Genomic DNA, 23,835 nt, shown 5'->3' with positions numbered 1-23,835 from the left:
AGATCAAATGATAAGATTTGTCAGAATTAATTAATATTTCTCATATGTCTGAGCAGCGTATTCCCTCCATGAAGCTGTTGATGGGGTTCGAGGCGGCGGCCCGGCACGGCAGTTTTTCGCGTGCAGCGGACGAGCTGCATGTCACCCAGTCGGCCATCAGCCACCAGGTGCAGCAATTGGAAGCGCAGCTGATGCAGCCGCTGTTCCGCCGCGCCGGGCGTGGCGTGGAGTTGACGGTTGCGGGCGAAGTGCTGCTGCGCAGCGTTCAGCGCACGCTGACTGTCCTGCGCAGCGGCCTGGGGCGCATTGCCACCTACCTGGATCCGGGCCTGGTGTCTTTGGTGTGCCCGGCGCCCTTGCTGTATGGCTGGCTGCAGCCCAGGTTGCCGCTGCTGCAGGCCCTGCTGCCCGAGCTGTGCCTGGTGCTGTCGGTGGATGAGAGTGCCCGCTTTGTCGATGAAATTGATGTCGACATGGCCATCAGCAACCGGCCTCTTTTGCAGCCTGGACTCCAGGAGCTGCCGTTGCTGCAAGACGAGTGGTTGCTGGTGGCCCCTGCCGGCATCGCCGAGAAACTGGGCGCTATTCCCCAAGCGCAGCACCACCTGCACACAGATTTGATTTGCCTGGAAGAAAGCCTGACGAGCGAGGCGACGGCCGCGCTGTTTCTGGGGCCGCTGGACGGCTTTCGCAAGCCTGCCATCTACGATGATGCCCGCCTTGTGCTGGATGCCGTTCTGGAGGGGCGCGGCATGGCCTGCCTGCCAAGCCTGTTGGTGGACGCCAGCCTTGCGCGCGGGCAGCTGCAGATTCTGCCTGGCTATCCCCGCTTGCCAGGCACGACCTGGTGGCTGTCAGGGGTAGCGGGGCCCGCGCGCTCGGACACTGTTTTGCAGGTGTTCCAATGGCTGAGTGCGCAGGGCCAGCGGCTTTAAGACGGCGAGGGGCGCTATCGGACGTGTCGGACGTGTAGGGTTTGGGCACCACGGGTTTGCGGCTTTAGCCCTGCCATGCACGGACTTCGAAAAAATTAGGTATGATGTCTATCATGCGAAAAACTTCCACCAACGACCGAGCCGCCGCCAAGCAAGCCACGCACGAGCGTATTGTGTCCGTGGCTGCCCGGGCCATTCGCCGCAGCGGCTACGGCGGGACGGGGGTTGCCGACATCATGAAGGAGGCAGGCCTGACGCATGGCGCCTTCTACGCCCATTTCGCCTCACGCGAGGCGATGCTGGCAGAAGCCGCCAGCAAGGCCTGTGCGGAGTCTGCCGCAGCCGTCGCTGACATGGTAGCCAAGGCCGCGCCCGCCATGGCATTGGAGTCCATGCTCAGCGCCTATCTCTCCAAGGCGCATGTGCAGCTTGTGGAGCAAGGCTGTCCCTTGGCAGCGCTGGGCTCCGAAACCGCGCGCCAGGCCCCTGAAGTGCGCCGCGTGGCCACCCAGCACATCAAGGCCATGGTGGATCTCATCGCCCGCCAATCGCCTGACTGGGGGCAAGCCGGCGCGCACGAGCAGGCACTCGTCACCTTGTCCACCATGGTGGGCAGTCTGCTGCTGGCCCGCGCTGTGGATGACCCGGCCCTGTCGGACAGCCTGCGCGAAGCTGCGCTCAACCACCTGGTTCCGCCGACCGCTCAAGCCACCCCTGGCGCATAGCGCTGTTTTTTTTATCATTTAATATGATGATCGTCATATGAAAGAAGAAATATGAAGGCATTTGTTCTGGACCGCTATGCCAGCCGGCCGGCCTTGCGGCTGGCAGATGTCGGTATGCCGCCACTGCGTGAGGATGAGGTGTTGGTGGAGGTGTATGCCGCCGGCGTCAACCAGCTGGACGCCAAGATCAGCCATGGCGAGTTCAAACGCATCTTGCCTTATCGCCTGCCCCTCATCTTGGGCCACGATGTGGCGGGTGTGGTGGTCCAAGTCGGAGCGCGGGTGCGCAAATTCAAATTGGGCGATGCGGTCTATGCGCGGCTCGATGATTTGCGCATCGGCAGCTTTGCGGAGTTTGTAGCCGTCAAAGAGGCGTCACTGGCGCTCAAACCCCAGGGCCTGACGATGGAGCAAGCGGCCTCCATCCCCTTGGTGGGTTTAACGGCATGGCAGGCCCTGGTCGAGAAAGCCGCATTGGCCCCCGGCCAGCAGGTGTTCATTCAAGCGGGCTCGGGCGGTGTGGGCAGCTTCGCTATCCAGCTGGCCAAGCACCTGGGCGCCACGGTGGCCACGACCGCCAGTGCAGCCAACGCGGACTTCGTCAAAAGTTTGGGTGCGGATATCGTCATCGACTACCGGGCGCAGCACGTCGAAGACCTCTTGCACGGCTACGACGTGGTGCTCCACAGCCAGAACGGCAAGACGCTCGATGCCTCCCTGCGCGTGCTCCACAGCGGTGGAAAGCTGATCTCCATTTCCGGCCCACCCGACCCCGACTTCGGCAGAGCGATCGCTGCTTCCGGATTCGTCCAATGGGTGATGCGGATGTTGAGTGCGGGCATTCGGCGCAGGGCTCAAAAACGGGGTGTTGGCTACGCGTTCCTGTTCATGACCGCGAATGGCCCGCAGCTGCGCGAGATCACCGCGCTCATCGAATCCGGCGCTATCCGCCCGGTGGTGGACCGCGTCTTTCCGTTCGACGCCACCAACGAAGCACTGGCCTACGTGGACGCGGGCCATGCCAAAGGCAAAGTCGTCATCAAGCGCAAGTGAGCGCATTTCCTCCCCTCAGAAAACTTGGAGATTCCTATGAAAATTGAAAACGCTGTTGTTCTTGTCTCCGGTGCCAACCGGGGCATTGGCCAGGCCTTTGTCCGCGAGTTGCTCGCTCGGGGCGCCCGCAAGGTCTACGCCGCTGCGCGTGATCCTGCCACCATCACCCCACAAGCCGGTGTCTATCCGCTGCGTCTGGATGTCAACAGCCCTGAGGACGTGGCGGCTGCCGCCGCGCAGGCCTCGGATGTCAGCTTGGTGATCAACAATGCCGGCATCGCCCAGCCAGGCGGGTTTCTTGCCGCAGACAGCGAAGAGGTCGCACGGCGCATCTTCGAGACCAACTTCTTCGCGGTGCTGCGCATGAGCAAGGCCTTTGCGCCCATTCTCGCGGCCCAGGGCGGCGGTGGGCTGCTCAATGTGTTGTCGGTCGCATCGTGGGTAAACGGCAGCGAGCTGGCCGCCTATTCGGCCAGCAAGTCCGCTGCCTGGTCGCTGACCAACTCCTTGCGCTATGAGTTGGCCGCACAAAAGACGCAAGTGCTGGGCCTGCACATGGGCTATGTGGATACGGACCTGACACGGGGGCTGGATGCGCCCAAGTCCAGCCCGCAGGAGATCGTGGGGCGCGCACTCGATGCGCTCGAATCGGGCTCTGATGAGGTGCTGGCCGATGCGTTGACGCAGCACGTCAAAAGCGGGATGACGGCGGACAGGCCGAGCTACCTGCCGCAGCACGCCAGCACCGTGCCTGCCTGAGGCATCGCGGTTGCTGCACAATCTTGGGCAACCGGCGCTGCCGTTATCCACAAAGTTCTCCACATGCAAATACTGACCTGGAATGTGCAATGGTGCTGCGGCCTCGATGGCCTGGCCGATCCGGCGCGCATCGTGCGCCATGCGCTGGCCATGGGCGACAGCGCAGGCGGCATCGATGTGCTGTGCCTGCAGGAAGTGGCCGTGGGCCACGGCGCGCTGGCGGGTACCCCGGGTGACCAGTTGGCGCAGCTGCAGGCACTGCTGCCGGGTTGGCAGCTGTTTTTTGGCGCCACCACCGATGGCTTTGATGCCAACGGCCAGCGCCGCCGCTTTGGCAATGTGGTGGCCAGCCGCTTGCCGGTGGCCGAGGTAGCGCAGCACCGCCTGCCCTGGCGGGCCGAGGCCGGCGTAGTGAGCATGCCCCGGGGCTGCCTGGTGGTAACGGTGCGCGACCCAGCCCTGGGCCTGGTGCGGGTGATGTGCACCCACCTGGAATACCACAGCCCCAGCCAACGCCTGGCGCAGGTGCAGGCCTTGCGGGCCATCCATGCTGAGGCACTGGCGCAATTGCAGGAACCGCCCGGTGCTGCATCCGCTGCCACGCCCTATACCACCCCCGTGCACACCCCGCATGCGGTGCTGTGCGGAGACTTCAACATGCACGCTGGCGAGGCCGCCTATGCCGCCCTGGTGGCTGCCCAGGCCGATGGCTCGCCGCTGTGGCATGACAGCTGGCCGCTGCTGCATGGGAATGCACCGCAGCCAGCCACCTTCTGTGTGTTTGACCGTACTTGGGGCCCTGCGCCAGTGGCCTGTGATTTTGTGCTGGTCAGCGACAGCCTGCGCGGCCAGGTGCGGGCCTGGCACAGCGACAGCGCCACGCAGCTGTCCGACCACCAGCCGGTGCTGCTCTCTCTGGCTTGAAATATGCGGCTCTGGCCTGCAACTGGCCGTTTGCATCGCTGCCTATGATGGGCAGCAGGAGATTGCCCCATGACCGAAGACAGCTTGCACATTGTGTGCCCCCATTGCCATACCACCAACCGCGTGCAGCGCGCGCAGTGGGCCCAGCAGCCCGATTGCGGCAGCTGCCACCAGCCCTTGTTTAGCGGCGAACCGGTGGCGCTGGATGCTGACAGCTTTGCCAAGCAGCTGGGGCGCAACCATATCCCCGTGGTGGTCGATTTTTGGGCACCCTGGTGCGGCCCCTGCCTGCAGATGGCCCCGGGCTACGCCCAGGCGGCCAAGCAGCTGGAGCCCCGGCTGCGCTTTGCCAAGCTCGATACCGAGGCCTATCCCCATGTGGCCCAGCCCTTCAACATCCGCAGCATCCCGACCATGGTGGTGTTCAAAGGCGGGCATGAGGCCGCGCGCATCTCCGGCGCGATGCCGCCGGGCGAGATCGTGCGCTGGTTGCAGTCGGTTCTGTAACTGCGCTTGCCCATGAAAAATGCCATCCGGTTGGATGGCATGGCTGTTTTTGCAGAGAGCGCGCGAGTGGCCACGCGCTCTCTGAACGGGCTTACAACTTGACCGCTTGTGGCGTGCCGGTCAGGTAACCCACCGAGGCGCCAAACTTGTTCTTGTAGTTGGCGTTGATCAGCGGATCGAGCTGGTCCTTGATCTTGGCATGCAACGCGCTCCAGTCACCGGGGTGCTGGAAGTTGCTCATGATGTAGGTCCAGCCGTTGGCCTCATCCACGGCATGCAGGCCGGTGGATTCTGCGCCGGCAGGGGTCGACAGAATGCGCGAGAGCTGCTTGGTGTCGGCGTTGTAGGCCCACAGGAAGTTGTTCACGTGGTTGCCGCTGTCTTCACCGATGAACAGGGTGCGCATTTTTTCGGAGAACTTCAGGTTGTCCGGGCTGGCGACCTTGTCAGGGTTGGAGGTGTTGCCCAGTGCGTCAGCGGCAATGTCCTCGCCCATCATCAGCATGTGCGATTGCTGTGGCACCCATTCGCTGTTGATGGTGGCGCCCTGGCGGTCCTTGATGCCGCCGCCCAGGTTGTGGGCCAGCACGCCGCCCGCCTTCACGGTCTTGGGGAAGCTCACGTTGTGCTTGGCATTCCAGGCCTTGTCGCCGTTGATCATCGAGGTCTGGATGTTGGCCAGCGCCGAGTAGGCGACCTTGTCCTTGATGTTGACGGTGGTGCCTTCCATCTTGGTAAAGGCCATCGAGCCGCCGACGAGGTTGGCGTAGCGGTGGGTTTCGAGGAAGGCTGCCGCCTTCTCCATGCCGGGCTTGAGCTTGAGCCAGGCGGCCTTGCCGTCCAGGAACACGGCGGTGTAGCTGGCATCTTTCGGGTCGGTGGTCAGCGACTCCATGATGTCGGTCGGCTTGACGCTGTTCGCCAGCGCTTCGATCTCGGCGCTGGTGGCATGGCCCAGGTGGATCCACTCCATCTTGGCGGTCGAGGTGTCGGTCAGCACATCGGTGTAATGCGCGACATACAGGTTGCCGGCGGACAGGTCTTTTTCCTTGTCGGCCACAAACATGAACAGGCCGCCGTTGGTGTAGTCATCGCCCATCAGCGCGGTGCGGTTGTCGGGCATCACATGGATCAGCTCGTGCGAGATGCGACCCAGGCAGTAGTGCTTCTTGACCGAGCCGGTGCCGTCCTTGTTGACGGTGATCTCAGGCAGGTGGCCGTAGTGGTAAGGGTTGGCCGTGGTCTCGTTGCCAAACACGTGCTTGCTGAAGGCCTTGAACTGGGCCGAGCTGGCAGCGGTGAAGGCATCGGGCTCGTACTCTTCGCTGGACAGGTGGGTGTTCCAGGGCGAGAGGCTGGCGCCGCAGGTGATCCACAGGCCGTGGGCCTTGGACATATCGACGTTGTGGTACTTGACCAGGCTCAGCTTGCCGGTGTCCTGGTTCTGGTCCAGGGTCAGCACGGCAATGGGCGAGGGCAGGGTGCCGTAGGCATCGGCGCCCGACAGGTCTTTGGAGGCGTATTCGAACTGCACCACGGCAAACACGGGCTTGCCCTTGACGCCGTCGACCTTGGCATCGGCAACCTGGACGATCGAGGAGCCATCGGGGCAGTCAGAGAAGAAATGGCGCTCGCTGCCGGGCACCGACTTGTCCATGATGGGCTGGTTGTTGATGTCGTAGTAGCCGCCAGCGAGGATCTTGCCGCCCTTGCCGTCGGCCACCATGTCGCCGGTGACAAAGAAGGATTCATAGGCCAGCGCTACTTCGCGCTTGCTGTCGTCGGCGTACAGAATGGTCATCACCGCGGTGGTCGAAGTGGTCGCCATCGCTGCCGGGTTGCTCAGGTTGGGCGCGGCCATGTTGGAGAAGCTCAGCGACTTGAAGGGGGCCGTTGGGCCATCGTCATCACCACCACCGCCGCAGGCGGTCAGCAGGCCTGCTGCAGACAGGGAGCCGGACAAAGGCAGCAATGGTGCGCTGCCCAGAAATTGCAAAAGACGGCGACGCGAGGTCAGCACTGCGCTCATATCGGTAACTCCGTGGGATGTTATGTGGTGTTTGGATGCACCACAGAGGCCCATGAGAAATCCGGGCCAACATGCTCTGTGGTGCGCACGGAGTATCGGTGGCTCGGATGGCAGTGGTATGACGCTGCTGTGTCGTTTTTATGACGATGCGGGGGCGCCGTCTGGCACCGCAATGGCGGCCCCTCGCTGCGTGCAAATCCGGAGGTCTGCGGGCCTCTTTCAGGCCCGGCGCGGGTGCTGGCGCCGTAACCAGAAATATTGCCTGCATTGTGGACATCCCTGTGTAGGACATGTGATCTGGTCAAAGCGGACGTAAGGTGCTAAAACCAAGTCACGATAACGGATGCCTAGGGAGGCACTGCAAAACCCTCGCTAAATGGTATGGACGCGTTCAGACCACCACCGGGAGTTTTGCAGAGGGTCCCTAACAACTTTGCGGCATGGTCAGCCCCTTTGGTGCCGCCACGGAGGTCGTATGGATGTCATCAGCAACTCTGCCGCCCGCTACGTGCGTCTGCGCGAAGAGGAAATGTCGCTCGACGAGTTTCTTGTTCTGTGCCAGCGTGACCCCATGGTCTACGAGGGGGCTGCGCACCGCATGCTGGCCGCCATCGGCGAGCCGGAGATGACCGATACCCGCAATGATCCGCACCTCTCTCGCCTGTTTGCCAACAAGGTGATCCGCCGCTATCCCGCGTTTGCAGAGTTCTACGGCATGGAAGACGCCATTGAGCAGGTGGTGAGCTTCTTCCGCCATGCCGCCCAGGGCCTGGAAGAGCGCAAGCAGATCCTCTACCTGCTGGGCCCCGTGGGGGGCGGCAAGAGCTCCATCGCCGAGCGCCTGAAGTACCTGATTCAGAAAGTGCCGTTCTACGCTCTCAAGGGCTCGCCCGTCAACGAATCACCGCTGGGCCTGTTCGATGCGGTGGAGGATGGCCCGGTGCTCGAAGAGCAGTTCGGCATTCCGCGCCGCTGCCTCAACCATGTGCTCTCGCCCTGGGCCGTTAAGCGCCTGGAGGAGTACGGCGGCGACATCCGCCAGTTCCGGGTCGTCAAGCGCTACCCCAGCATCTCGCGCCAGGTGGGCGTGGCCAAGACCGAGCCCGGCGACGAGAACAACCAGGACATCTCCAGCCTGGTCGGCAAGGTAGACATCCGCAAGCTGGAGAACTTTGCCCAGGATGACACCGACGCCTACAGCTACTCGGGCGGCCTGTGCCTGGCCAACCAGGGCCTGCTGGAGTTCGTCGAAATGTTCAAGGCGCCCATCAAGGTGCTGCATCCGCTGCTCACGGCCACGCAGGAGGGCAATTACAAGGGTACGGAAGGCTTTGGCGCCATTCCCTTTGATGGCATCGTGCTCGCCCACAGCAACGAGAGCGAGTGGAAGGCCTTTCGCAACAACCGCAACAACGAAGCTTTTCTCGACCGCGTCTACATCGTCAAGGTGCCGTACTGCCTGCGTGTGTCCGAGGAAGTACGCATCTACGAAAAGCTGATCCGCGAGTCCTCGCTGGCCAGTGCCGTGTGTGCGCCGGGCACGCTCAAGATGATGGCGCAGTTTGCGGCGCTCACGCGCCTGAAGGAGCCCGAGAACTCCAGCATCTTCAGCAAGATGCAGGTCTACGACGGCGAAAGCCTCAAGGACACCGACCCGCGCGCCAAGAGCTACCAGGAGTACCGCGACTACGCGGGCGTGGACGAGGGCATGTCGGGCATCTCCACGCGCTTTGCCTTCAAGATCCTGTCCAAGGTGTTCAACTACGACAGCACCGAGGTGGCGGCCAACCCGGTGCACCTGATGTATGTGCTGGAGCAGCAGATCGAACGCGAGCAGTTTCCTGCCGAGCTGGAGACCCGCTATACCAGCTACATCAAGGAGTACCTCTCGCCGCATTACGCCGAGTTCATCGGCAAGGAAATCCAGACCGCCTATCTGGAAAGCTACAGCGAGTACGGGCAGAACATCTTCGACCGCTACGTCACCTACGCCGACTACTGGATCCAGGACAGCGAGTACCGCGACACCGACACCGGCGAGGTGTTTGACCGCAACGCGCTCAACGCCGAGCTGGAGAAGGTGGAAAAGCCCGCCGGCATTGCCAATGCCAAGGATTTCCGCAACGAGATCGTCAACTTTGTGCTGCGTGCGCGTGCCAACAACCAGGGCAAGAACCCCAGCTGGACCAGCTACGAAAAGCTGCGCCTGGTGATCGAGAAAAAGATGTTCTCCAACACCGAAGAGCTGCTGCCGGTCATCAGCTTCAACGCCAAGGCCAGCGCCGAGGACGCGCGCAAGCACGAGGATTTCGTCACCCGCATGGAGGCCAAGGGCTACACGCCCAAGCAGGTACGCCTGCTGTGCGAATGGTACCTGCGCGTGCGCAAGAGCAGCTGAGGCATTGAGAACGGCAAGCCGGCACCGAACGTGCCGGGCCATGCATGGGGGGCAGAGATGGCATTGCAAATCATCGACCGCAGGCTCGCCGGCAAGAACAAGTCGGTAGGCAACCGCGAGCGCTTTGTGCGCCGCTACAAGGCGCAGATTGCCGATGCGGTGCGCCGCGCTGTTGCCAAGCGCGACATCCGGCACATCGAGCAGGCCGAGAACATCACCATCCCGCGCAAGGACATCCAGGAGCCCAGCTTTCACCATGGGCAGGGGGGGGTGCGCGACACCGTGCACCCGGGCAATACCGAGCATGTGCGAGGCGACCGCATTGCCCGGCCCCAGGGTGGCGCAGGCGGTGGCGGCTCCCAGGCCAGTGACGGCGGCGAGGGCGAAGACGACTTCACGTTCACCCTGACCAAGGAAGAGTTCATGGAGCTGTTCTTTGAAGACCTGGCCCTGCCGCGCCTGCTGCGCACCCACATGGCCAGCACCTTGCAGTACAAGACGCGCCGCGCCGGCTACAGCCACGATGGCACGCCGCACAACCTGGCCGTGCTGCGCACCATGCGCGGTGCGCTGGGCCGGCGCATTGCCTTGACCAAGGCACCAAACCGCGAACTCAAGGCGCTGGAAGACGCGCTGGCTGAGCTGCTGGCGCAGGACGACGGCACCAGCGAAGCCCTGGCCGAGCTGCAGCAGCGCATCGCCGGGCTGCAGGCGCGCATGGGCAAGGTGGCTTTTCTCGATCCGCTGGATCTGCGCTTTCGCAGCCGCACCAAGGTCCCCGAGCCCAGCAGCCAGGCGGTGATGTTTTGCGTGATGGATGTATCGGGCTCGATGGACCAGGCGCGCAAGGACCTGGCCAAGCGCTTTTTCATCCTGCTGTACCTGTTCCTCACGCGCCATTACGAGAAGATCGACATCGTCTTCATCCGCCACCATACCCAGGCGGCCGAGGTGGGCGAGGACGAGTTCTTCCATTCCACCGAGAGCGGCGGCACCGTGGTCAGCAGCGCGCTGGTGCTGCTGGAGCAGACCATCCGTGCACGCTACCCGGTAGCGGACTGGAACATCTACGTGGCCCAGGCCAGCGACGGCGACAACTTTGGCGACGATGGTGGCAACTGCCGCAGCCTGCTCGCTGACAAGATCCTGCCCCTGGTGCGCTACTTTGCCTATGTGCAAGTGGTGCCGCAAGAGCAAAGCCTCTGGGAGGAATACAGCCAGCTCTTGCCGCTGTTCCCGCACTTCGCCATGCGCAAGGTGGCAGAGGCCGGCGATATTTACCCGGTGTTTCGTGACCTGTTCAAGAAGGAGGGGGTAGCGGTATGAACCCTTCTCAATACCCTGTGCTGGCCCGGCGCAAGGGCTCCCAGCATTGGAAGGCCCCATTTTCCGGTGACCGCTCCCAGCGCGAGGTGCCTGCCACGCCCCGGCCTGCGGGCCAGCGACCGAGGCAGCCCCTGCCCGACCCCAGCGACTGGACCTTCGAGCTGATCGAGCGCTACCACGCGGCGATTGCCGCGACGGCCGAGCGCTATGGCCTGGACACCTACCCCAACCAGCTGGAGGTCATCTCGGCCGAGCAGATGATGGACGCCTATGCCAGTGTGGGCATGCCCGTGGGCTACCGCCACTGGAGCTATGGCAAGGAGTTTCTGGCCACCGAGCGCCGCTACCGCCGAGGCCATATGGGCCTGGCCTACGAGATCGTCATCAACTCCAACCCCTGCATCAGCTACCTGATGGAGGAGAACACCACCGCGATGCAGGCGCTGGTGATTGCCCACGCGGCCTATGGGCACAACAGCTTCTTCAAGGGCAACTACCTGTTTGGCATGTGGACGGATGCGGGCAGCATCATCGACTACCTGCTCTATGCGCGGGACTTCATTGCCCAGTGCGAGGAAAAACACGGGATCGCCACCGTGGAGCAGTGGCTCGACTCCTGCCATGCGCTGGCCAACCTGGGGGTGGACCGCTACCGCCGCCCCTCCAAGAAGACCCTGGCACGCGAGCGCGCCGAGCGTGAGCAGCGCGAGGCCTATGTCCAGCAGCAGATCAACGAGCTGTGGCGCACCCTGCCGGCGCGGCCGGACAAAAACAGCCCGGCGCAGCACCAGGAGCGTTTTCCCAAAGAGCCAGAAGAGAACCTGCTGTACTTCATCGAGAAGAACGCCCCCTTGCTGGAGCCCTGGCAGCGTGAGGTGGTGCGCATCGTGCGCAAGATCGCCCAGTACTTCTACCCCCAGCGCCAGACCCAGGTGATGAACGAAGGCTGGGCCACCTTCTGGCACTACACCTTGCTCAACACCTTGTACGACGAAGGCTGGCTTACCGACGGCGTGATGATCGAATGGCTGTCATCGCATACCAATGTCATCTACCAGCCGCCCGCCGGCCACCGCGCCTACAGCGGCATCAACCCCTATGCGCTGGGCTTTGCGATGTACCGCGATATACAGCGCATCTGCGAACACCCGACCGACGAAGACCGGCGCTGGTTCCCCGATCTGGCAGGCACGCCGTGGCTGCCGGCGCTGCACCACGCCATGCAGAACTACAAGGACGAGAGCTTTATCGGCCAGTACCTGAGCCCCAAGCTGATGCGCGACATGCGCCTGTTCGCTATCCATGACGACGCCAGCGAGCGCGAGCTGCTGGTCAGCGCCATCCACAACGAAGACGGCTACCGCAACCTGCGCCAGACCCTGTCGCAGCAGTACGACCTGGGCGCGCGCGAGCCCAATATCCAGGTCTGGAACGTGAACCTGCGCGGCGACCGCTGCCTGACCCTGCGCCACACCCAGTACCAGGGCCGCCCGCTGGCCGAGGACGTGCAAGAGGTGCTGAAACACGCGGCGCGCCTGTGGGGCTTTGGCGTGCAGCTGGAAAGCGTCAACGGCGATGGCGAGGTGCCGGTGCTGCTGCACGCGGTGCCGCCCCCGCCAGCCTGATTGCGCTGGCACGCGGCTGGGCTGCTGAGGTTTTAAGGCTGCCCGCTTGCAGGGTTTGCTGCTGCGTCCACTGCTGTGGCCTGCGCTACCGCATGGCAGCGTGCCTCATGCACCATCGCGCCAATCTCCGCGCCTTTGCGGCCTGAGCGGGCGGCACGCTCTGCCACGTCCTTGGTGCTGACGGCCTGCGCCACGGCCAGCAGCCGCAGCAGCGCGTCGCGCTGGGGGTAGGGCTTGTCCTCCAGCCCCAGCCGGCCTTGGGCATCGCATTGGCAGGCGAGCAGGGCGTCGGCAAAGCGCTCGGGTTTGCGAAAGGCGTCGCAGCGCTCCAGCAGCCGCACCACGGCAGCCGGCGCAATGCCGGGGCTGCGGTGGATGTTGCCATGCTCGGCAGCAACCATCAGCGCCAGCTCGGCGCAGTCGCTGGGCACGCGCAGGCGTTGGTGCACGGCGCGGGCCAGCGCCACGCTGCGCTCTTCGTGGCCAATGTGGCGCGGCAACACATCGGCAGGGGTCGTGCCCTTGCCCAGGTCATGCGCAATACAGGCCCAGCGCACGGGCAGCGGCGCATCCAGCTGGGCGGCGCGGTCCAGCACCATCATCACGTGGATACCGGTATCCACCTCGGGGTGGTAGTCGGCCCGCTGGGGCACGCCCCAGAGGCGGTCCAGTTCGGGCAGCAGGCGGGCGAGCGCCCCGCAATCGCGCAGCACCTCGACCATGCGCGAGGGCCGGGCCTCCATCAGGCCGCGTGCCAGCTCTTGCCACACGCGCTCGGGCACCAGGGCATCGACTTCGCCCTCGGCCACCATCTGGCGCATCAAGGCCATGGTTTCGGGCGCGACGCTGAAACCATGGAAGCGGGCGGCAAAGCGCGCCAGGCGCAAGATGCGCACGGGGTCTTCGCGGAATGCCTCGGTCACATGGCGCAGCACCTTGGCCTGCAGATCGGCCTGGCCGCCATAGGGGTCGGTGACGGGGTCGCGGCCATTCCAATCGGCCGGGGCGGCCATCGCATTGATGGTTAGATCGCGCCGGGCCAGGTCCTGCTCCAGGGTCACATCGGGCGAGGTGGCAATGCTGAAGCCCCGGTAGCCCCGGCCGGACTTGCGTTCGGTGCGGGCCAGTGCATATTCCTCATGTGTGCGCGGGTGTAAAAACACCGGAAAGTCTTTGCCCACCGGCACAAAGCCCTGGGCCAGCATGGCCTCGGGTGTAGAGCCCACCACCACCCAGTCGTGGTCATTCACCGGCAGACCCAGCAGGCGATCCCGCACTGCGCCGCCGACCATATAAGTATTCATCGCGGCAGTTTACCTGCGTAACTTGCTTTACTTGCGTACCGGTTGCACATAGACGCCGCTGCTGTGCAGCTCGCCCTCGGCCGACTCGATGCGGGCCACGGCCTGTGGGCCGGCGCGGCTGACCAGTACTTCCAGCAGCGACTCGGCCAGCGCCTGGGCGGCGGTGACCGATGGGAAGAAGGACGGGCTGTTGACGGCAAACAGCAGGGTTTCATCGGCCGCCAGCGACAGCGGCGAGGCCAGGCTGTCGGTCAAGGCCAGTACCTTGCAGCCGCGCGCGCGGGCCAGCTCGACCGCCTGCACGGTTTCCTGCGAGTAGGGCGCAAAGCTGATGGCGACCAGCACATCGCCCTGGTCGATGGCGCGCAGCTGCATCTCACGCACGCCGCCCATGCCTTCGAGCAGATGCACCGAGCGGCGGAACAAACGGTAGACATAGACCAGCGAGAACGCCACCGGAAAGCAGGCACGCATGCCCATGACATGCACCTGGCCGGCCTTCTCCAGCAGCTTGGCGGCGGCAGTCAGGCGCGCTGCGCTGTGCTGCTCGGTCACATCCAGGTTGCTGCGCTGCATGGCAAACATCTCGGCGGTGAGCTGCTTGTCCTGCGCGCGGCCCATCAGGCTGCGGGCGCGCTCGCCGTACTGGTTGCCCGATTCGCTGGCCAGGCCCATATCGGCCGTCAGCGCCTGCTTGAACGGGTTCCAGCCTTCAAAACCACAAGTCTGGGCAAAACGCACCAAGGTGGTGGGCGGCACCTGGGCATGCAGGCCCACATTGCGCATCGATTGCGTCACCACCTCATTGGGGTGGTCGAGCACATAGCGCGCCACCTGTTGCAGCGACGGGCTCAGGGAGGCAAAGCGGTCTCGCAATTGGTCGATTACGCCCATGGCGGCTGGTCTTTCTTCAGATTTAGGGAAATCACGGGTAGCTATTGTGCGATATGGAACATATGATCCAAAAAAAATAAAAAAGGAGCAAAAGTTCTAAAACGCCGCAAGGCATTGGCCGGCACCGATGGGTTGCCAGGAGGATCATGGATATGCAAGTGAAAACGGGTGTGAAGCGTGCGGTGGCTCTGGCTGCGCTGGTGTGTGTTTCGGTGGGCGCTATGGCGCAAAGCAGCAGCACGCTGGACAAGATCAAAAGCGCGGGTGCCATCACCCTGGGCTACCGTGAGGCCTCGTTCGGCTTCTCCTACCTGGATGCCAATCTCAAGCCCATCGGCTACAGCATGGACATCTGCGCGCATATTCTGGATGCCATCAAAACCCGGCTGCAGCTGCCCGCGCTGAAGGTGAACTACCAGGCCGTCACCTCGGCCAACCGCATTCCGCTGGTGCAAAACGGCACCGTCGATCTGGAGTGCGGCTCGACCACCAACCTGGTGGAGCGGCAAAAGCAGGTGGCCTTCTCGCCGGACATCTTCCGCTACAACGTGCGCATGCTGGTCAAGAAGGAGTCCGGTATCAAGAGCATTGCCGATCTGCAAGGCAAGTCGGTGGCCACCACCACCGGCACCACCTCGTTCCGCCTGCTGCGCCAGGCCGACCGGGCCAGCAAGCTGGACATCAACAATGTGCCGGGCAAGGACCATACCGAGTCCTTCTTGCTGGTGCAGGGCGACAAGGCCGCCGCCTTTGTGCTGGACGATATCTTGCTCGCCGGCCAGATCGCCAATGCGCGTGACCCACACAACTACGAAATTGTGGGCGAGAGCCTGCGCACCGAGAACCAGGCCTTGATGCTGCGCAATGACGACCCCGCCTTCAAGCAGCTGGTCGACGAGACCGTCTCGGGCCTGATGCAGTCGGGCGAGATGGAGAAGCTCTACCACCGCTGGTTCATGTCGCCGATTGCGCCCAAGGGCATCAACATCAACTACCCGCTGAACGCCGAAACCCGGGATGCATTTGCGCATCCTTCGTCCAAAGGGATTTGAGCACTGATTGGTTTTGAAACAAAAGCGTCTACCGACGGGTGAGCCATCGGTAGACGCTTTTTATATTCCCACATGGTGTGCAACCGGAGCGCTTTATCGGGACGCAGTATTTACGGACCTTATGAGTTCTTTGCGTTAATGGTGCTTCCTCGTTATGCTGCTCGGCGCGGCGTGCGGCCCTATGGCTGGCTCGCCAATCCGTAGTATTACAAAGAGGGAGGGGTTTATGTGGACAACCATTGGCGTGGTGCTGGCCACCGTTGCGTTGACCTTTGTGGGTCTGTTTGTGCTGCTGAAGTTCGGCATTCGCTGGTATTTTTCGCGCATGCTCAAGCATGCGCAGGCCCTTGGCAGCGCCCAGCAAGGCGTGGTGCCGCGCATCACAATGCAGCTGGAGAAACTGCAGTTCACGGACCCGCAGGTGCGCCAGGTCATGCATCAACTCAAGAGCTTGGGCTATGCATCGGCCGGGCGTTACACGATTGACGAAATGCCCAGTGTCAAGGTTTGGGCAGGCACCCATGCGCAGAACGGCAGCCTTGCGCTGGTGCTGGAGTTGGCGGACCGTTACTTCTGCACGGACTTGGTCCGTTTTTACGACAACGGCGCTGCGCTGGGGGCTGGCACCAACCCGGTGTTTCGTGCGGAGCACTATCCCCGCCATATCCAGTACCAGCAGTTTCCACAGCACACGCCCATGCAGGAGCTGGCCCAGTGGCTCGCAGCCCGGCCTTTGCAAGCTGCGGTGGTGGCTGCTACACCGCAGAACCTGCGCCAGCTCAACACGCGCATGTATGCCGAGATGATGGACTTTCAGCTGTCGCTGCCCATGCCGGGCCTGGCGCAGTGGCGGCGTATGGCCATGCAGGATGCTGCAGCCCTGGGCAACGAAGTGCCTGCGCTGACCGAGCAGCAATGGCAGGCGGCCTACGATGCGCAACGCGAGAGCCAGCAAGCCGCCACCGAGGAGGCCATGCAAGACCATGTGCTGCGCAGTGGGCAGGTGTCAGCGGCGCAGTGGCAGGCCATCGCCCATGAACTGGTCTATGTCTATGGCCCCTTGAATGCCGACGACGTGGCCGAGCGCGCTTTGCGCCGCAGTGCATGGACGACGGATGCGCCACAAGTGGAAGCGCTGATGCGCCAGAACCTGACTCACGCGGCGTTGTTTGAGTCCATCCAGGGCTTGCTGCCGGAGGACGAGCGCTTTGCATACCTCATCAGCATCAATGCGCCGTTGGATGCGCGCGTGTACCGGCCTGTCCAAGCTTTTTGATTAAAACGCGTCTGACACCCGAAGGGCAGCGTCAGGCGCGGTTTGCTGGGGACCGTGCTCAGCGCTCAGCCCGATAAGGCTCGTCCATCGCCACAAAATCCTGCTCGGCCAGCGCCGCATCGATCCAGGCCTTGACGCCTGGCAGCTGGTGCACGCGCTCGATGTAGGCCGCAATTTCGCCGGGTACGGGCAGCTGGTAGGTCTTGAGGCGCGAGCACACCGGTGCGTAGTAGGCATCGGCAATGCTGAACTGGTCAAACAGCATGGGGCCGCCATGCTGGGCCAGCAGGTGGCTCCACATGCTGCACAGGCGCTCGACATTCTTGCGCACGGCGGCGTTGTCGCGCCAGACGATACGGCCGACCTCGGCCAAGTCCGCCTCGATGTTCATCGGGCAGGCGCTGCGCAGGGCGGTAAAGCCACCATGCATTTCGGCGCAAATGCTGCGCGCGCTGGCGCGGGCTGCCTTGTCCTGGGGCCAGAGCTGTTTCTCGGGGAACTGCTCTGCCGCATATTCGGCAATCGCCAGGCTGTCCCAGACGCTGGTATCGCCATCGCGCAGCAGCGGTACCGTGCCGGTGGGGCTGAGCGCCGTCATCGTGCGTTTGAATTCGGACTGGCTGTCAAAGCCGTCGAAGCGGACAAATTTCTCTTCGAAAGGGATGCCGGCCTGGCGCAGCAGCACCCAGGCGCGCATGGACCAGGAGGAATAATTTTTGTTGCCGATATAAAGCTGCAGCATGATCTAGACCATTCAGTGAATTAAACGCCATCGGTTTTATACCGTATGCGCGGCCCCACAGGGGGACTTGCGCGGGGTGGCAGGGGTCTGCAGCCCTGCCCCCTCTCAGGATTCGCTCAGGGGCCAGACCACGCCGTTGTCGTTGAGGATGGCGTCCAGCGGCAGGTCATGCGCTTCGGGCTCGAAGTCATCGACAAAGCCATTGGTAAAGCCCAGGCCCACCGTGAACGGGCGCGGCTCAAGCGCAGCCAGGGTGCGGTCATAAAAGCCGCCGCCGTAACCCAGGCGGTAGCCGCCCGGGCCATAGCCCACGCAGGGCACAAACAGCAAGGTGGGCACGACCAGTTCGGTGTTTTGCGGCTTGGGGATGTCGTAGGCGTCCATCTCCATGGGGCAGCCGGGGTACCAGGCGTGGAAGCTCAAGGTCTTGTGCTGCTTGTTGACCACGGGCAGCCCGATGCGGCGCAGCTTGGGCTCGTCCATCAGTGCGCCGTCTTCCTTCCAGCGGTGCAGCGCGGGCAGGGGGTCAAACTCCCCCTTGATCGGCCAGTAGGCGCCGATCACGGCATCCTGGCGTTCCATCAGCCAAAAACGCAGCACCTGCTGGAGCTGTTCGGCGCGCTCCAGGCGATCGGGCATATGCAGACGCTGTTCGATGAGCGCTTGGCGCACGGCTTTTTTATCCATTGCAAATATCCCTACAGAAACACGCTGGGTCAGCCATTCTGACAGCCAAAAGTGAGGTCGCAGGCAAATGGGTTACCGTGAAAACTAGGTATCTTTTTTACAGGCTGGGGGCGATTGGGTAAGTGCGTGTAAGCGGATGCCGAAGAATGCAGCCCTGGAGACGGTGTGCAGGCCTAGCGGTGTGTATGATTTTAGGGTTCACCCTGGCGCCGCTGGATAGCGCCGCTTTCTTGCAACCTGGAGCGGCTATGCGTAGGAATGTTTTGTTTACCCCTTGGATAGCGGCCCTGCTGGTCAGTGGCACGGTCCCGCTCGCAGCCCAGACTATTTTGCAAGGCGCAGCACCTGTACAAACGCCGGTTCAGCTGCAATCGAGCCCGTCGGTCAGCAGCGGCATGGTCAACGACGATGTCATCGTCGAGATGCAGCAAGCCTTTCGCAAGCGCGAGAAAAACAAGCTCACGCAGCTGCTGCCCAATGCGCGCGGCCATGTGCTCGAGCCCTGGGCTGCTTACTGGGAGCTGCGCGCCCGGCTGAATGAGGCCACGCAGGATGATGTGCAGGCCTTCCTGACCCGCTGGGCCGGCACCTACCAGGAAGACCGCCTGCGCAACGACTGGCTGCGCCTGCTGGGCCAGCGCCGAGACTGGAGCAATTTCAATGCGATGTACCCGGCGTTCCGCATGGGCGACGACCGCGAGCTGCGCTGCTATGCGGCGGTGATCGACCTGGCCAAGGGCGGCCAGCGCGAACCGCTGGCCAGCACGGTCAAAAACAACTGGTATGCGCAGCGCGATTCGGAAGACGGCTGCAATCTGGCGGCCTCAGAGCTGTTCTCGGCCGGCGGCCTGCAGGCCGATGACATCTGGCGCAGGGCGCGCCAGACCATGGAGACGAGCCGCCCGCGTGCGGCCCGGGCCGCCGTCGAGGTGGTAGCGCCTATGCAACTGCCTGCCTTTGCCAGCATGCTGCAGTCGCCCAGCAAGTACCTGACCGCCAAACCCAAGACCCAGTCCTCGGAGCAGCAGGAGCTGGCGACCTTGGCGCTGATCAAGATCGCGGCGGACAACCCCGAGGGTGCCGCCACCCTGATGGACAGCCGCTGGAATGAGCTGCTGTCGCAGCCGCGCCGCGACTGGGTTTGGGGCGTGATCGGCAAGACGCAGGCCACGCGCCTGTCGCCCGACGCACTGGCCAGCTTTGCCAAGGTGGGCAAGGAAGCCAACTTGAGCGACGACCTGCTGGCCTGGAAGACCCGCGCCGCGCTGCGGGCCGGCCAGTGGCTGCAGGTGCGCAAGAGCATCGAGGCCATGAGCGCCGAGGAGCGCGAGGACCCCACCTGGATGTACTGGCAGGCCAAGGCCTTGCAGGCGGGGCGCATCAGCGAGGCACAGACCCAGCAGTCGCGCCAGCTGTTGCAGAAGATTGCCGGCACCCAAGGTTTCTACGAGCAGCTGGCGCAGGAGGAACTCGGCCAGCCCATCGTCATCGCCACCCAGCCCGCTGCCATTGACGAGCAGGCGCGCCAGTTGGTGCGCAGCAATGCGGGCCTGGCGCGTGCGCTCTATGCGATCCAGCTGGGCCTGCGCAGTGAAGGGGTGCGCGAATGGAACTACATGACCAACCTGCACCAGCGCGGCGGCATGAACGATGCCGAGCTGCTGGCGGCCGCCGAGCTGGCCTGCCAGCGCCAGATCTGGGACCGCTGCATCAACACCAGCGAGCGCACCAAGACGGTGGTCGACGTCGGCCAGCGCTACCCCATGCCCTTCAAGGATGCGGTGGTCAGCCGCTCGCGCGAGATTGGCCTGGACCCCGCCTATGTCTATGGCCTGATCCGCCAGGAAAGCCGCTTCATCATGGATGCCCGCTCGGGCGTCGGTGCCTCGGGTCTGATGCAGATCATGCCTGCCACTGCCCGCTGGACCGCCCGCAAGATCGGCATGACCGATTTCACACCCGCGAGCATCAATGACCGCGACACCAATATCACCCTGGGCACTGCCTACCTGAAGCTGGCGCTGGATGATTTTGATGGCTCGATGGCCTTGGCCGCTGCGGGCTACAACGCGGGCCCCGGCCGGCCACGCAACTGGCGCAATGGCCCGGTGCTCGATGGCGCCATCTGGGCCGAGAACGTGCCCTTTGCCGAAACCCGGGACTATGTGAAAAAGGTGCTGGCCAACACCACCAGCTATGCGGCCATTTTGACGGGCCAGCCCCAGTCCCTGCGCGCCCGTCTGGGCTCGGTAGGCCCCAAGCCCGAGGGTGAGCCGGACCTGTCCAAAGAGCTGCCCTGACCAGTCGCTATTCCGCAGTGCCGCATGGCGCTGCGGGGGCGTGCCTACTGGTTGATGAGTAGCTCGCCCTCACGCCGGGCAGCACCCGAGCGCTCCAGGTCAGCCACCAGTGATGCATGCCACTGCGCCAGGTCCTGGTCGGCAAAGTAGCGCTGGTGCAGCAGCCCGTAGTAGGGCGTGGCGGCCAGCCAGCGGTTGATCTCCACCAGCGGCAGCTGCTGCCATTCCAAGAGCTTGTACTTGAGCAGCACCTTGGCGGCATAGAGGGCATGGCGCTCGGGGCTTTGCACAAAGCGCTCCAGCCGCTGGCGGGCCGTGTGCAAGGCGCTGCCCACATCGCTGAATGCACTGCCATGGCCGGGCAGCACCAAGAGGGGCTGCAGGCGCTCGATGACATCCAGGGTGGCCGCTACCTCGTCAAAGGCCGCTGTGCCTTCGATCTCCGGAAAGACCACGCCAAAGCCGTTTTCCCAGAGCGCATCGGCCGAGATCAGGATGCGCGAGGCGGGCTCGAACAGGATCACCGAATGCGGGTCATGCCCAGGCGCGGCATGGATTTGCCAGCGCTGTTCACCGAGCTCGATTTCTGTGCCGGGCTGCAGCAGCTCGTCCATCTGAAAGCGCGGGCAGTCCTGGCCGGTAGGGCGGTAGCTCAGCTGGGCCTCGTCCCAATCGGCCACCGCCTGTGCATGGCCGGGCGCAATGCTGGTGCGGGCCTGGGGCCAGCGCTGCTGCAAGGCGGCATTGCCGCCGCAGTGGTCGCTGTGCAAATGGGTGTTGACGATGCGCTGCAGCGGCACGCCCTGCAAGCTGGCCTCGACCAGGTTCACCGTCTGCTCGGCATGGCTGCAGTAACCGGTGTCGACCACCGCTGTCACTCCGCTTGTAAAAACCGTGTTATTGGCCGACAGCCAGCCGCGCTCGATGAACTGGAGATCGGCGGGCAGCAAAGCGGTGGAGGCGGACATGGTGGCGCAGGCGAAGGGGCAAGACCACCAGCCTAGCAGACGCGGTGTGTCTGGCGCTGGCACCCAGGCGTCAGCGGGGCGTTTGCGAGCCGGTGCTGCCCAGCATGAAGGCCTGGCGGGCCTCTTGGGGCGCGGCCAGCGTGTCGGACTCGTCCTTGAGCGGCACGCCCGAGAGCTGGCGCTGGCGCGCCTGCTGCATCAGGTAGTGCAGCTTGTGGACGGCCTGGGCATAGCTCAGCCCTTGCTCGCGCACATTGGAGATGCAGTTGCGCGACTCATCGGTCATGCCCGGGCGGGGCTGCCAGGTCATGTACAAACCCATGCTGTCGGGGGAGCTGAGGCCCGGGCGCTCGCCGATCAGCACCACCACCAGCGAGGCGCCCAGCGCCGCGCCAATCTCGTCGCCCAGCGCTACGCGTGCATTGCGCACCAGGCAGATCGGGCCGATATGCCATTGCTCAGCGATGGCCGGCAGCATCTGGCGCAGAAAAGGCAGGGCGTTGCGCTCGATGGCCAGCGACGACAGGCCATCGGCCACCACAAACGCCATATCGGCTTTGGCGGCGGGCAGGCCCTGGAGCAGAGCCCGCGACTCGGCGCTCAGGCGCCGGCCCAGATCCGGGCGCTGCAGGTAGGTGGGGCGGTCTTGGGCTGCGCTGTGCAGGCGCAGTACCGGCTGGGTGTGCAGCGCTTGCAGCCCGGCCGCAAGCCCATCCATGTCAAGCTCGGTGTGCACGGCCATGCGCGCCTGGGCATGGGCCAAGGCAAAGTCGAGATGGGCGCGGGTGGGCAGGCTGGTGCCGGCGCGGCCCAGCGCGATGCGGGCGCTGGTGAACTGGCGCAGGCGCTCCCAGGGGTTGGGGGTAACGGCGGGGCTGGCGGGCTCGGCCGGGGCGGGCAGGGCTGCTGGGGCAGAAGGGCGTGGGGACATGAAGAACTTCAATTGAGCTGGGCCAGCGCTTGCGAAAAGGGTGCGGGCAGGTCCTCGGCCAGGCGCAGGCCCGGGCCGCCGGCTTGGGCAATGCCCATGGTCTGCAGCCAGGCCTCAAACTCCGGCGTGGGCCGCAAGCCCAGGGTCTTGCGCAGGTAGAGCGCATCGTGGAAGGAGGTGGTCTGGTAGTTCAGCATGATGTCGTCCGAGCCCGGAATGCCCATGATGAAATTGATGCCGGCCACGCCAAACAGGGTCAGCAGCACATCCATGTCGTTCTGGTCGGCCTGCGCATGGTTGGTGTAGCAAATGTCGCAGCCCATCGGCAGCCCCAGCAGCTTGCCGCAGAAATGGTCCTCCAGCCCAGCGCGGATGATCTGCTTGCCGTCGTAGAGGTACTCGGGGCCGATAAAGCCGACCACGGTGTTGACCAGCAGTGGCTCGAACTTGCGCGCCACCGCATAGGCGCGCGCTTCGCAGGTCTGCTGGTCCAGCCCATGGTGGGCGCCGGCCGACAGCGCGCTGCCCTGGCCGGTCTCAAAGTACATGGCGTTGTTGCCGACCGTGCCGCGTGCCAGGCTCTGCGCGGCTTCATAGCCCTCTTGCAGCAGGGCCAGGTCAATGCCGAAGCTGCGGTTGGCAGCTTGCGTACCGGCGATGGACTGGAACACCAGGTCCACCGGCACACCCCGGCCAATGGCCTCGATGCTGGTGGTCACATGGGTGAGCACGCAGGACTGGGTGGGGATCTGGTACTGCTGGATGACCTCGTCGAGCATGTACAGCAAGGTGCTGACGGCGGCGATGCTGTCGCTGGCCGGGTTGATGCCAATGACGGCGTCACCATTGCCGTACATCAGGCCGTCGAGCAGGCTGGCGGCAATGCCCGAGGGGTCGTCCGTGGGGTGGTTGGGCTGCAGCCGCGTGGACATGCGGCCGGGCAGACCGATGCTGCTGCGAAAGCGGGTGACCACGCGGCATTTCTGCGCGATCAAAATTAGGTCTTGGTTGCGGCAGAGCTTGGAGGTGGCCGCCACCATCTCTGGGGTCAGGCCGGGTGCCAGCGCGCGCAAGCTGGCTTCGTTGGCGGCGTCCGACAGCAGCCAGTCGCGAAAGCCACCCACCGTCAGGTGCGCGACTGGCGCAAAGGCTTCGCGGTCATGGCTGTCGATGATGAGGCGGGTGACCTCGTCGCTCTCATAGGGCACCAGCGCTTCTTGCAGAAAGTGGGCCAGGGGCAGATCCGCCATGGCCATTTGCGCGGCGACGCGCTCGGTGTCATGGCGGGCCGCAACGCCGGCCAGGTGGTCGCCCGAGCGGGCAGGGGTGGCCTTGGCCATCAGCTCACGCAGCGAGGCGAACACATGGCGCTCTGCGCCAACGGTATGGAAATAGGGCAT

At 64.0% G+C, this 23,835-nt stretch carries 20 protein-coding genes; 12 read left to right on the top strand and 8 right to left on the bottom strand.

Annotated features, from left to right (window positions below; genetic code table 11):
* Positions 1-68 precede the first annotated feature (68 nt).
* From M2375_RS10805 to trxC, 6 genes are all read left to right on the top strand, one after another.
* Positions 69-935, top strand: a complete 867-nt coding sequence (locus M2375_RS10805) for a LysR family transcriptional regulator (RefSeq protein WP_259165964.1) — start codon at positions 69-71, stop codon at positions 933-935.
* A gap of 101 nt (positions 936-1,036) precedes the next feature.
* Positions 1,037-1,660, top strand: coding sequence for a TetR/AcrR family transcriptional regulator (locus M2375_RS10800; protein ID WP_259165963.1), 624 nt, complete (start codon positions 1,037-1,039; stop codon positions 1,658-1,660).
* A 51-nt stretch (positions 1,661-1,711) separates the two neighbouring features.
* Positions 1,712-2,713 (top strand): NADP-dependent oxidoreductase, encoded by a 1,002-nt coding sequence (locus M2375_RS10795; RefSeq protein WP_259165962.1) that lies wholly within the window; start codon positions 1,712-1,714, stop codon positions 2,711-2,713.
* Positions 2,714-2,749: 36 nt separating this feature from the next.
* A complete protein-coding gene (locus tag M2375_RS10790) occupies positions 2,750-3,472 on the top strand; it encodes an SDR family oxidoreductase (protein ID WP_259165960.1) in 723 nt (240 codons plus the stop codon).
* Between the two features lie 63 nt (positions 3,473-3,535).
* Positions 3,536-4,396, top strand: coding sequence for an endonuclease/exonuclease/phosphatase family protein (locus M2375_RS10785; RefSeq protein ID WP_259165959.1), 861 nt, complete (start codon positions 3,536-3,538; stop codon positions 4,394-4,396).
* 69 nt (positions 4,397-4,465) lie between these two features.
* Positions 4,466-4,903, top strand: coding sequence for a thioredoxin TrxC (trxC, locus tag M2375_RS10780; protein WP_259165951.1), 438 nt, complete (start codon positions 4,466-4,468; stop codon positions 4,901-4,903).
* A 91-nt stretch (positions 4,904-4,994) separates the two neighbouring features.
* Here the strand turns inward: trxC and M2375_RS10775 are convergent, their stop codons facing one another.
* Entirely contained in the window at positions 4,995-6,932 is a 1,938-nt protein-coding gene (locus M2375_RS10775) for a PhoX family phosphatase (protein ID WP_259165949.1), read from the bottom strand.
* A gap of 475 nt (positions 6,933-7,407) precedes the next feature.
* Between M2375_RS10775 and M2375_RS10770 the strand changes: the two genes are divergently transcribed.
* From M2375_RS10770 to M2375_RS10760, 3 genes are read left to right on the top strand one after another with little or no spacing between them, the layout of a single operon-like run.
* On the top strand, positions 7,408-9,330 hold the full coding sequence (locus M2375_RS10770; RefSeq protein WP_259165946.1) for a PrkA family serine protein kinase: 1,923 nt from the start codon (positions 7,408-7,410) through the stop codon (positions 9,328-9,330).
* A 57-nt stretch (positions 9,331-9,387) separates the two neighbouring features.
* Entirely contained in the window at positions 9,388-10,656 is a 1,269-nt protein-coding gene (locus M2375_RS10765; protein ID WP_259165944.1) for a YeaH/YhbH family protein, read from the top strand.
* Complete coding sequence (locus tag M2375_RS10760) at positions 10,653-12,281, top strand: SpoVR family protein (protein ID WP_259165943.1); 1,629 nt, start codon at positions 10,653-10,655, stop codon at positions 12,279-12,281. Before M2375_RS10765 ends, M2375_RS10760 begins: the two co-directional genes overlap by 4 nt.
* Positions 12,282-12,313: 32 nt before the next feature.
* Here the strand turns inward: M2375_RS10760 and M2375_RS10755 are convergent, their stop codons facing one another.
* Positions 12,314-13,585, bottom strand: a complete 1,272-nt coding sequence (locus M2375_RS10755) for a multifunctional CCA addition/repair protein (protein WP_259165941.1) — start codon at positions 13,583-13,585, stop codon at positions 12,314-12,316.
* Between the two features lie 27 nt (positions 13,586-13,612).
* Positions 13,613-14,479 carry a MurR/RpiR family transcriptional regulator gene (locus M2375_RS10750; RefSeq protein ID WP_259165934.1) on the bottom strand — a complete coding sequence of 289 codons (867 nt, stop codon included), beginning with the start codon at positions 14,477-14,479 and terminating at the stop codon, positions 13,613-13,615.
* Positions 14,480-14,631: 152 nt separating this feature from the next.
* Here M2375_RS10750 and M2375_RS10745 point away from each other — a divergent pair, with 152 nt between their 5' ends.
* Together M2375_RS10745 and M2375_RS10740 are read left to right on the top strand one after the other, a co-directional pair.
* Positions 14,632-15,531 carry an amino acid ABC transporter substrate-binding protein gene (locus M2375_RS10745; RefSeq protein ID WP_404979309.1) on the top strand — a complete coding sequence of 300 codons (900 nt, stop codon included), beginning with the start codon at positions 14,632-14,634 and terminating at the stop codon, positions 15,529-15,531.
* 226 nt (positions 15,532-15,757) lie between these two features.
* Entirely contained in the window at positions 15,758-16,807 is a 1,050-nt protein-coding gene (locus tag M2375_RS10740) for a hypothetical protein (protein ID WP_259165932.1), read from the top strand.
* A gap of 58 nt (positions 16,808-16,865) precedes the next feature.
* On the opposite strand, the gene M2375_RS10735 is transcribed toward M2375_RS10740, so the two are convergent.
* Positions 16,866-17,549, bottom strand: a complete 684-nt coding sequence (locus M2375_RS10735) for a glutathione S-transferase family protein (RefSeq protein WP_259165929.1) — start codon at positions 17,547-17,549, stop codon at positions 16,866-16,868.
* Between the two features lie 105 nt (positions 17,550-17,654).
* Positions 17,655-18,236 (bottom strand): 5-formyltetrahydrofolate cyclo-ligase, encoded by a 582-nt coding sequence (locus tag M2375_RS10730; protein ID WP_259165926.1) that lies wholly within the window; start codon positions 18,234-18,236, stop codon positions 17,655-17,657.
* A gap of 248 nt (positions 18,237-18,484) precedes the next feature.
* On the opposite strand from M2375_RS10730, the gene M2375_RS10725 reads away from it, so the two are divergent.
* Entirely contained in the window at positions 18,485-20,536 is a 2,052-nt protein-coding gene (locus M2375_RS10725; protein WP_404979308.1) for a transglycosylase SLT domain-containing protein, read from the top strand.
* Between the two features lie 44 nt (positions 20,537-20,580).
* Here the strand turns inward: M2375_RS10725 and M2375_RS10720 are convergent, their stop codons facing one another.
* The 3 genes from M2375_RS10720 to M2375_RS10710 form a co-directional block, all read right to left on the bottom strand.
* On the bottom strand, positions 20,581-21,504 hold the full coding sequence (locus M2375_RS10720; RefSeq protein WP_259165921.1) for an MBL fold metallo-hydrolase: 924 nt from the start codon (positions 21,502-21,504) through the stop codon (positions 20,581-20,583).
* Between the two features lie 70 nt (positions 21,505-21,574).
* Positions 21,575-22,435: an ethanolamine ammonia-lyase subunit EutC gene (gene eutC / locus M2375_RS10715; protein ID WP_259165920.1), complete on the bottom strand. Its 861-nt coding sequence runs from the start codon at positions 22,433-22,435 to the stop codon at positions 21,575-21,577.
* Between the two features lie 8 nt (positions 22,436-22,443).
* On the bottom strand, positions 22,444-23,835 hold the full coding sequence (locus tag M2375_RS10710) for an ethanolamine ammonia-lyase subunit EutB (protein ID WP_259165919.1): 1,392 nt from the start codon (positions 23,833-23,835) through the stop codon (positions 22,444-22,446).

The sequence above is a fragment of the Comamonas sp. BIGb0152 genome (assembly GCF_024809975.1).
GTDB lineage: Bacteria > Pseudomonadota > Gammaproteobacteria > Burkholderiales > Burkholderiaceae_C > Comamonas.
This window is presented reverse-complemented; position numbering and strand designations above follow the sequence as displayed.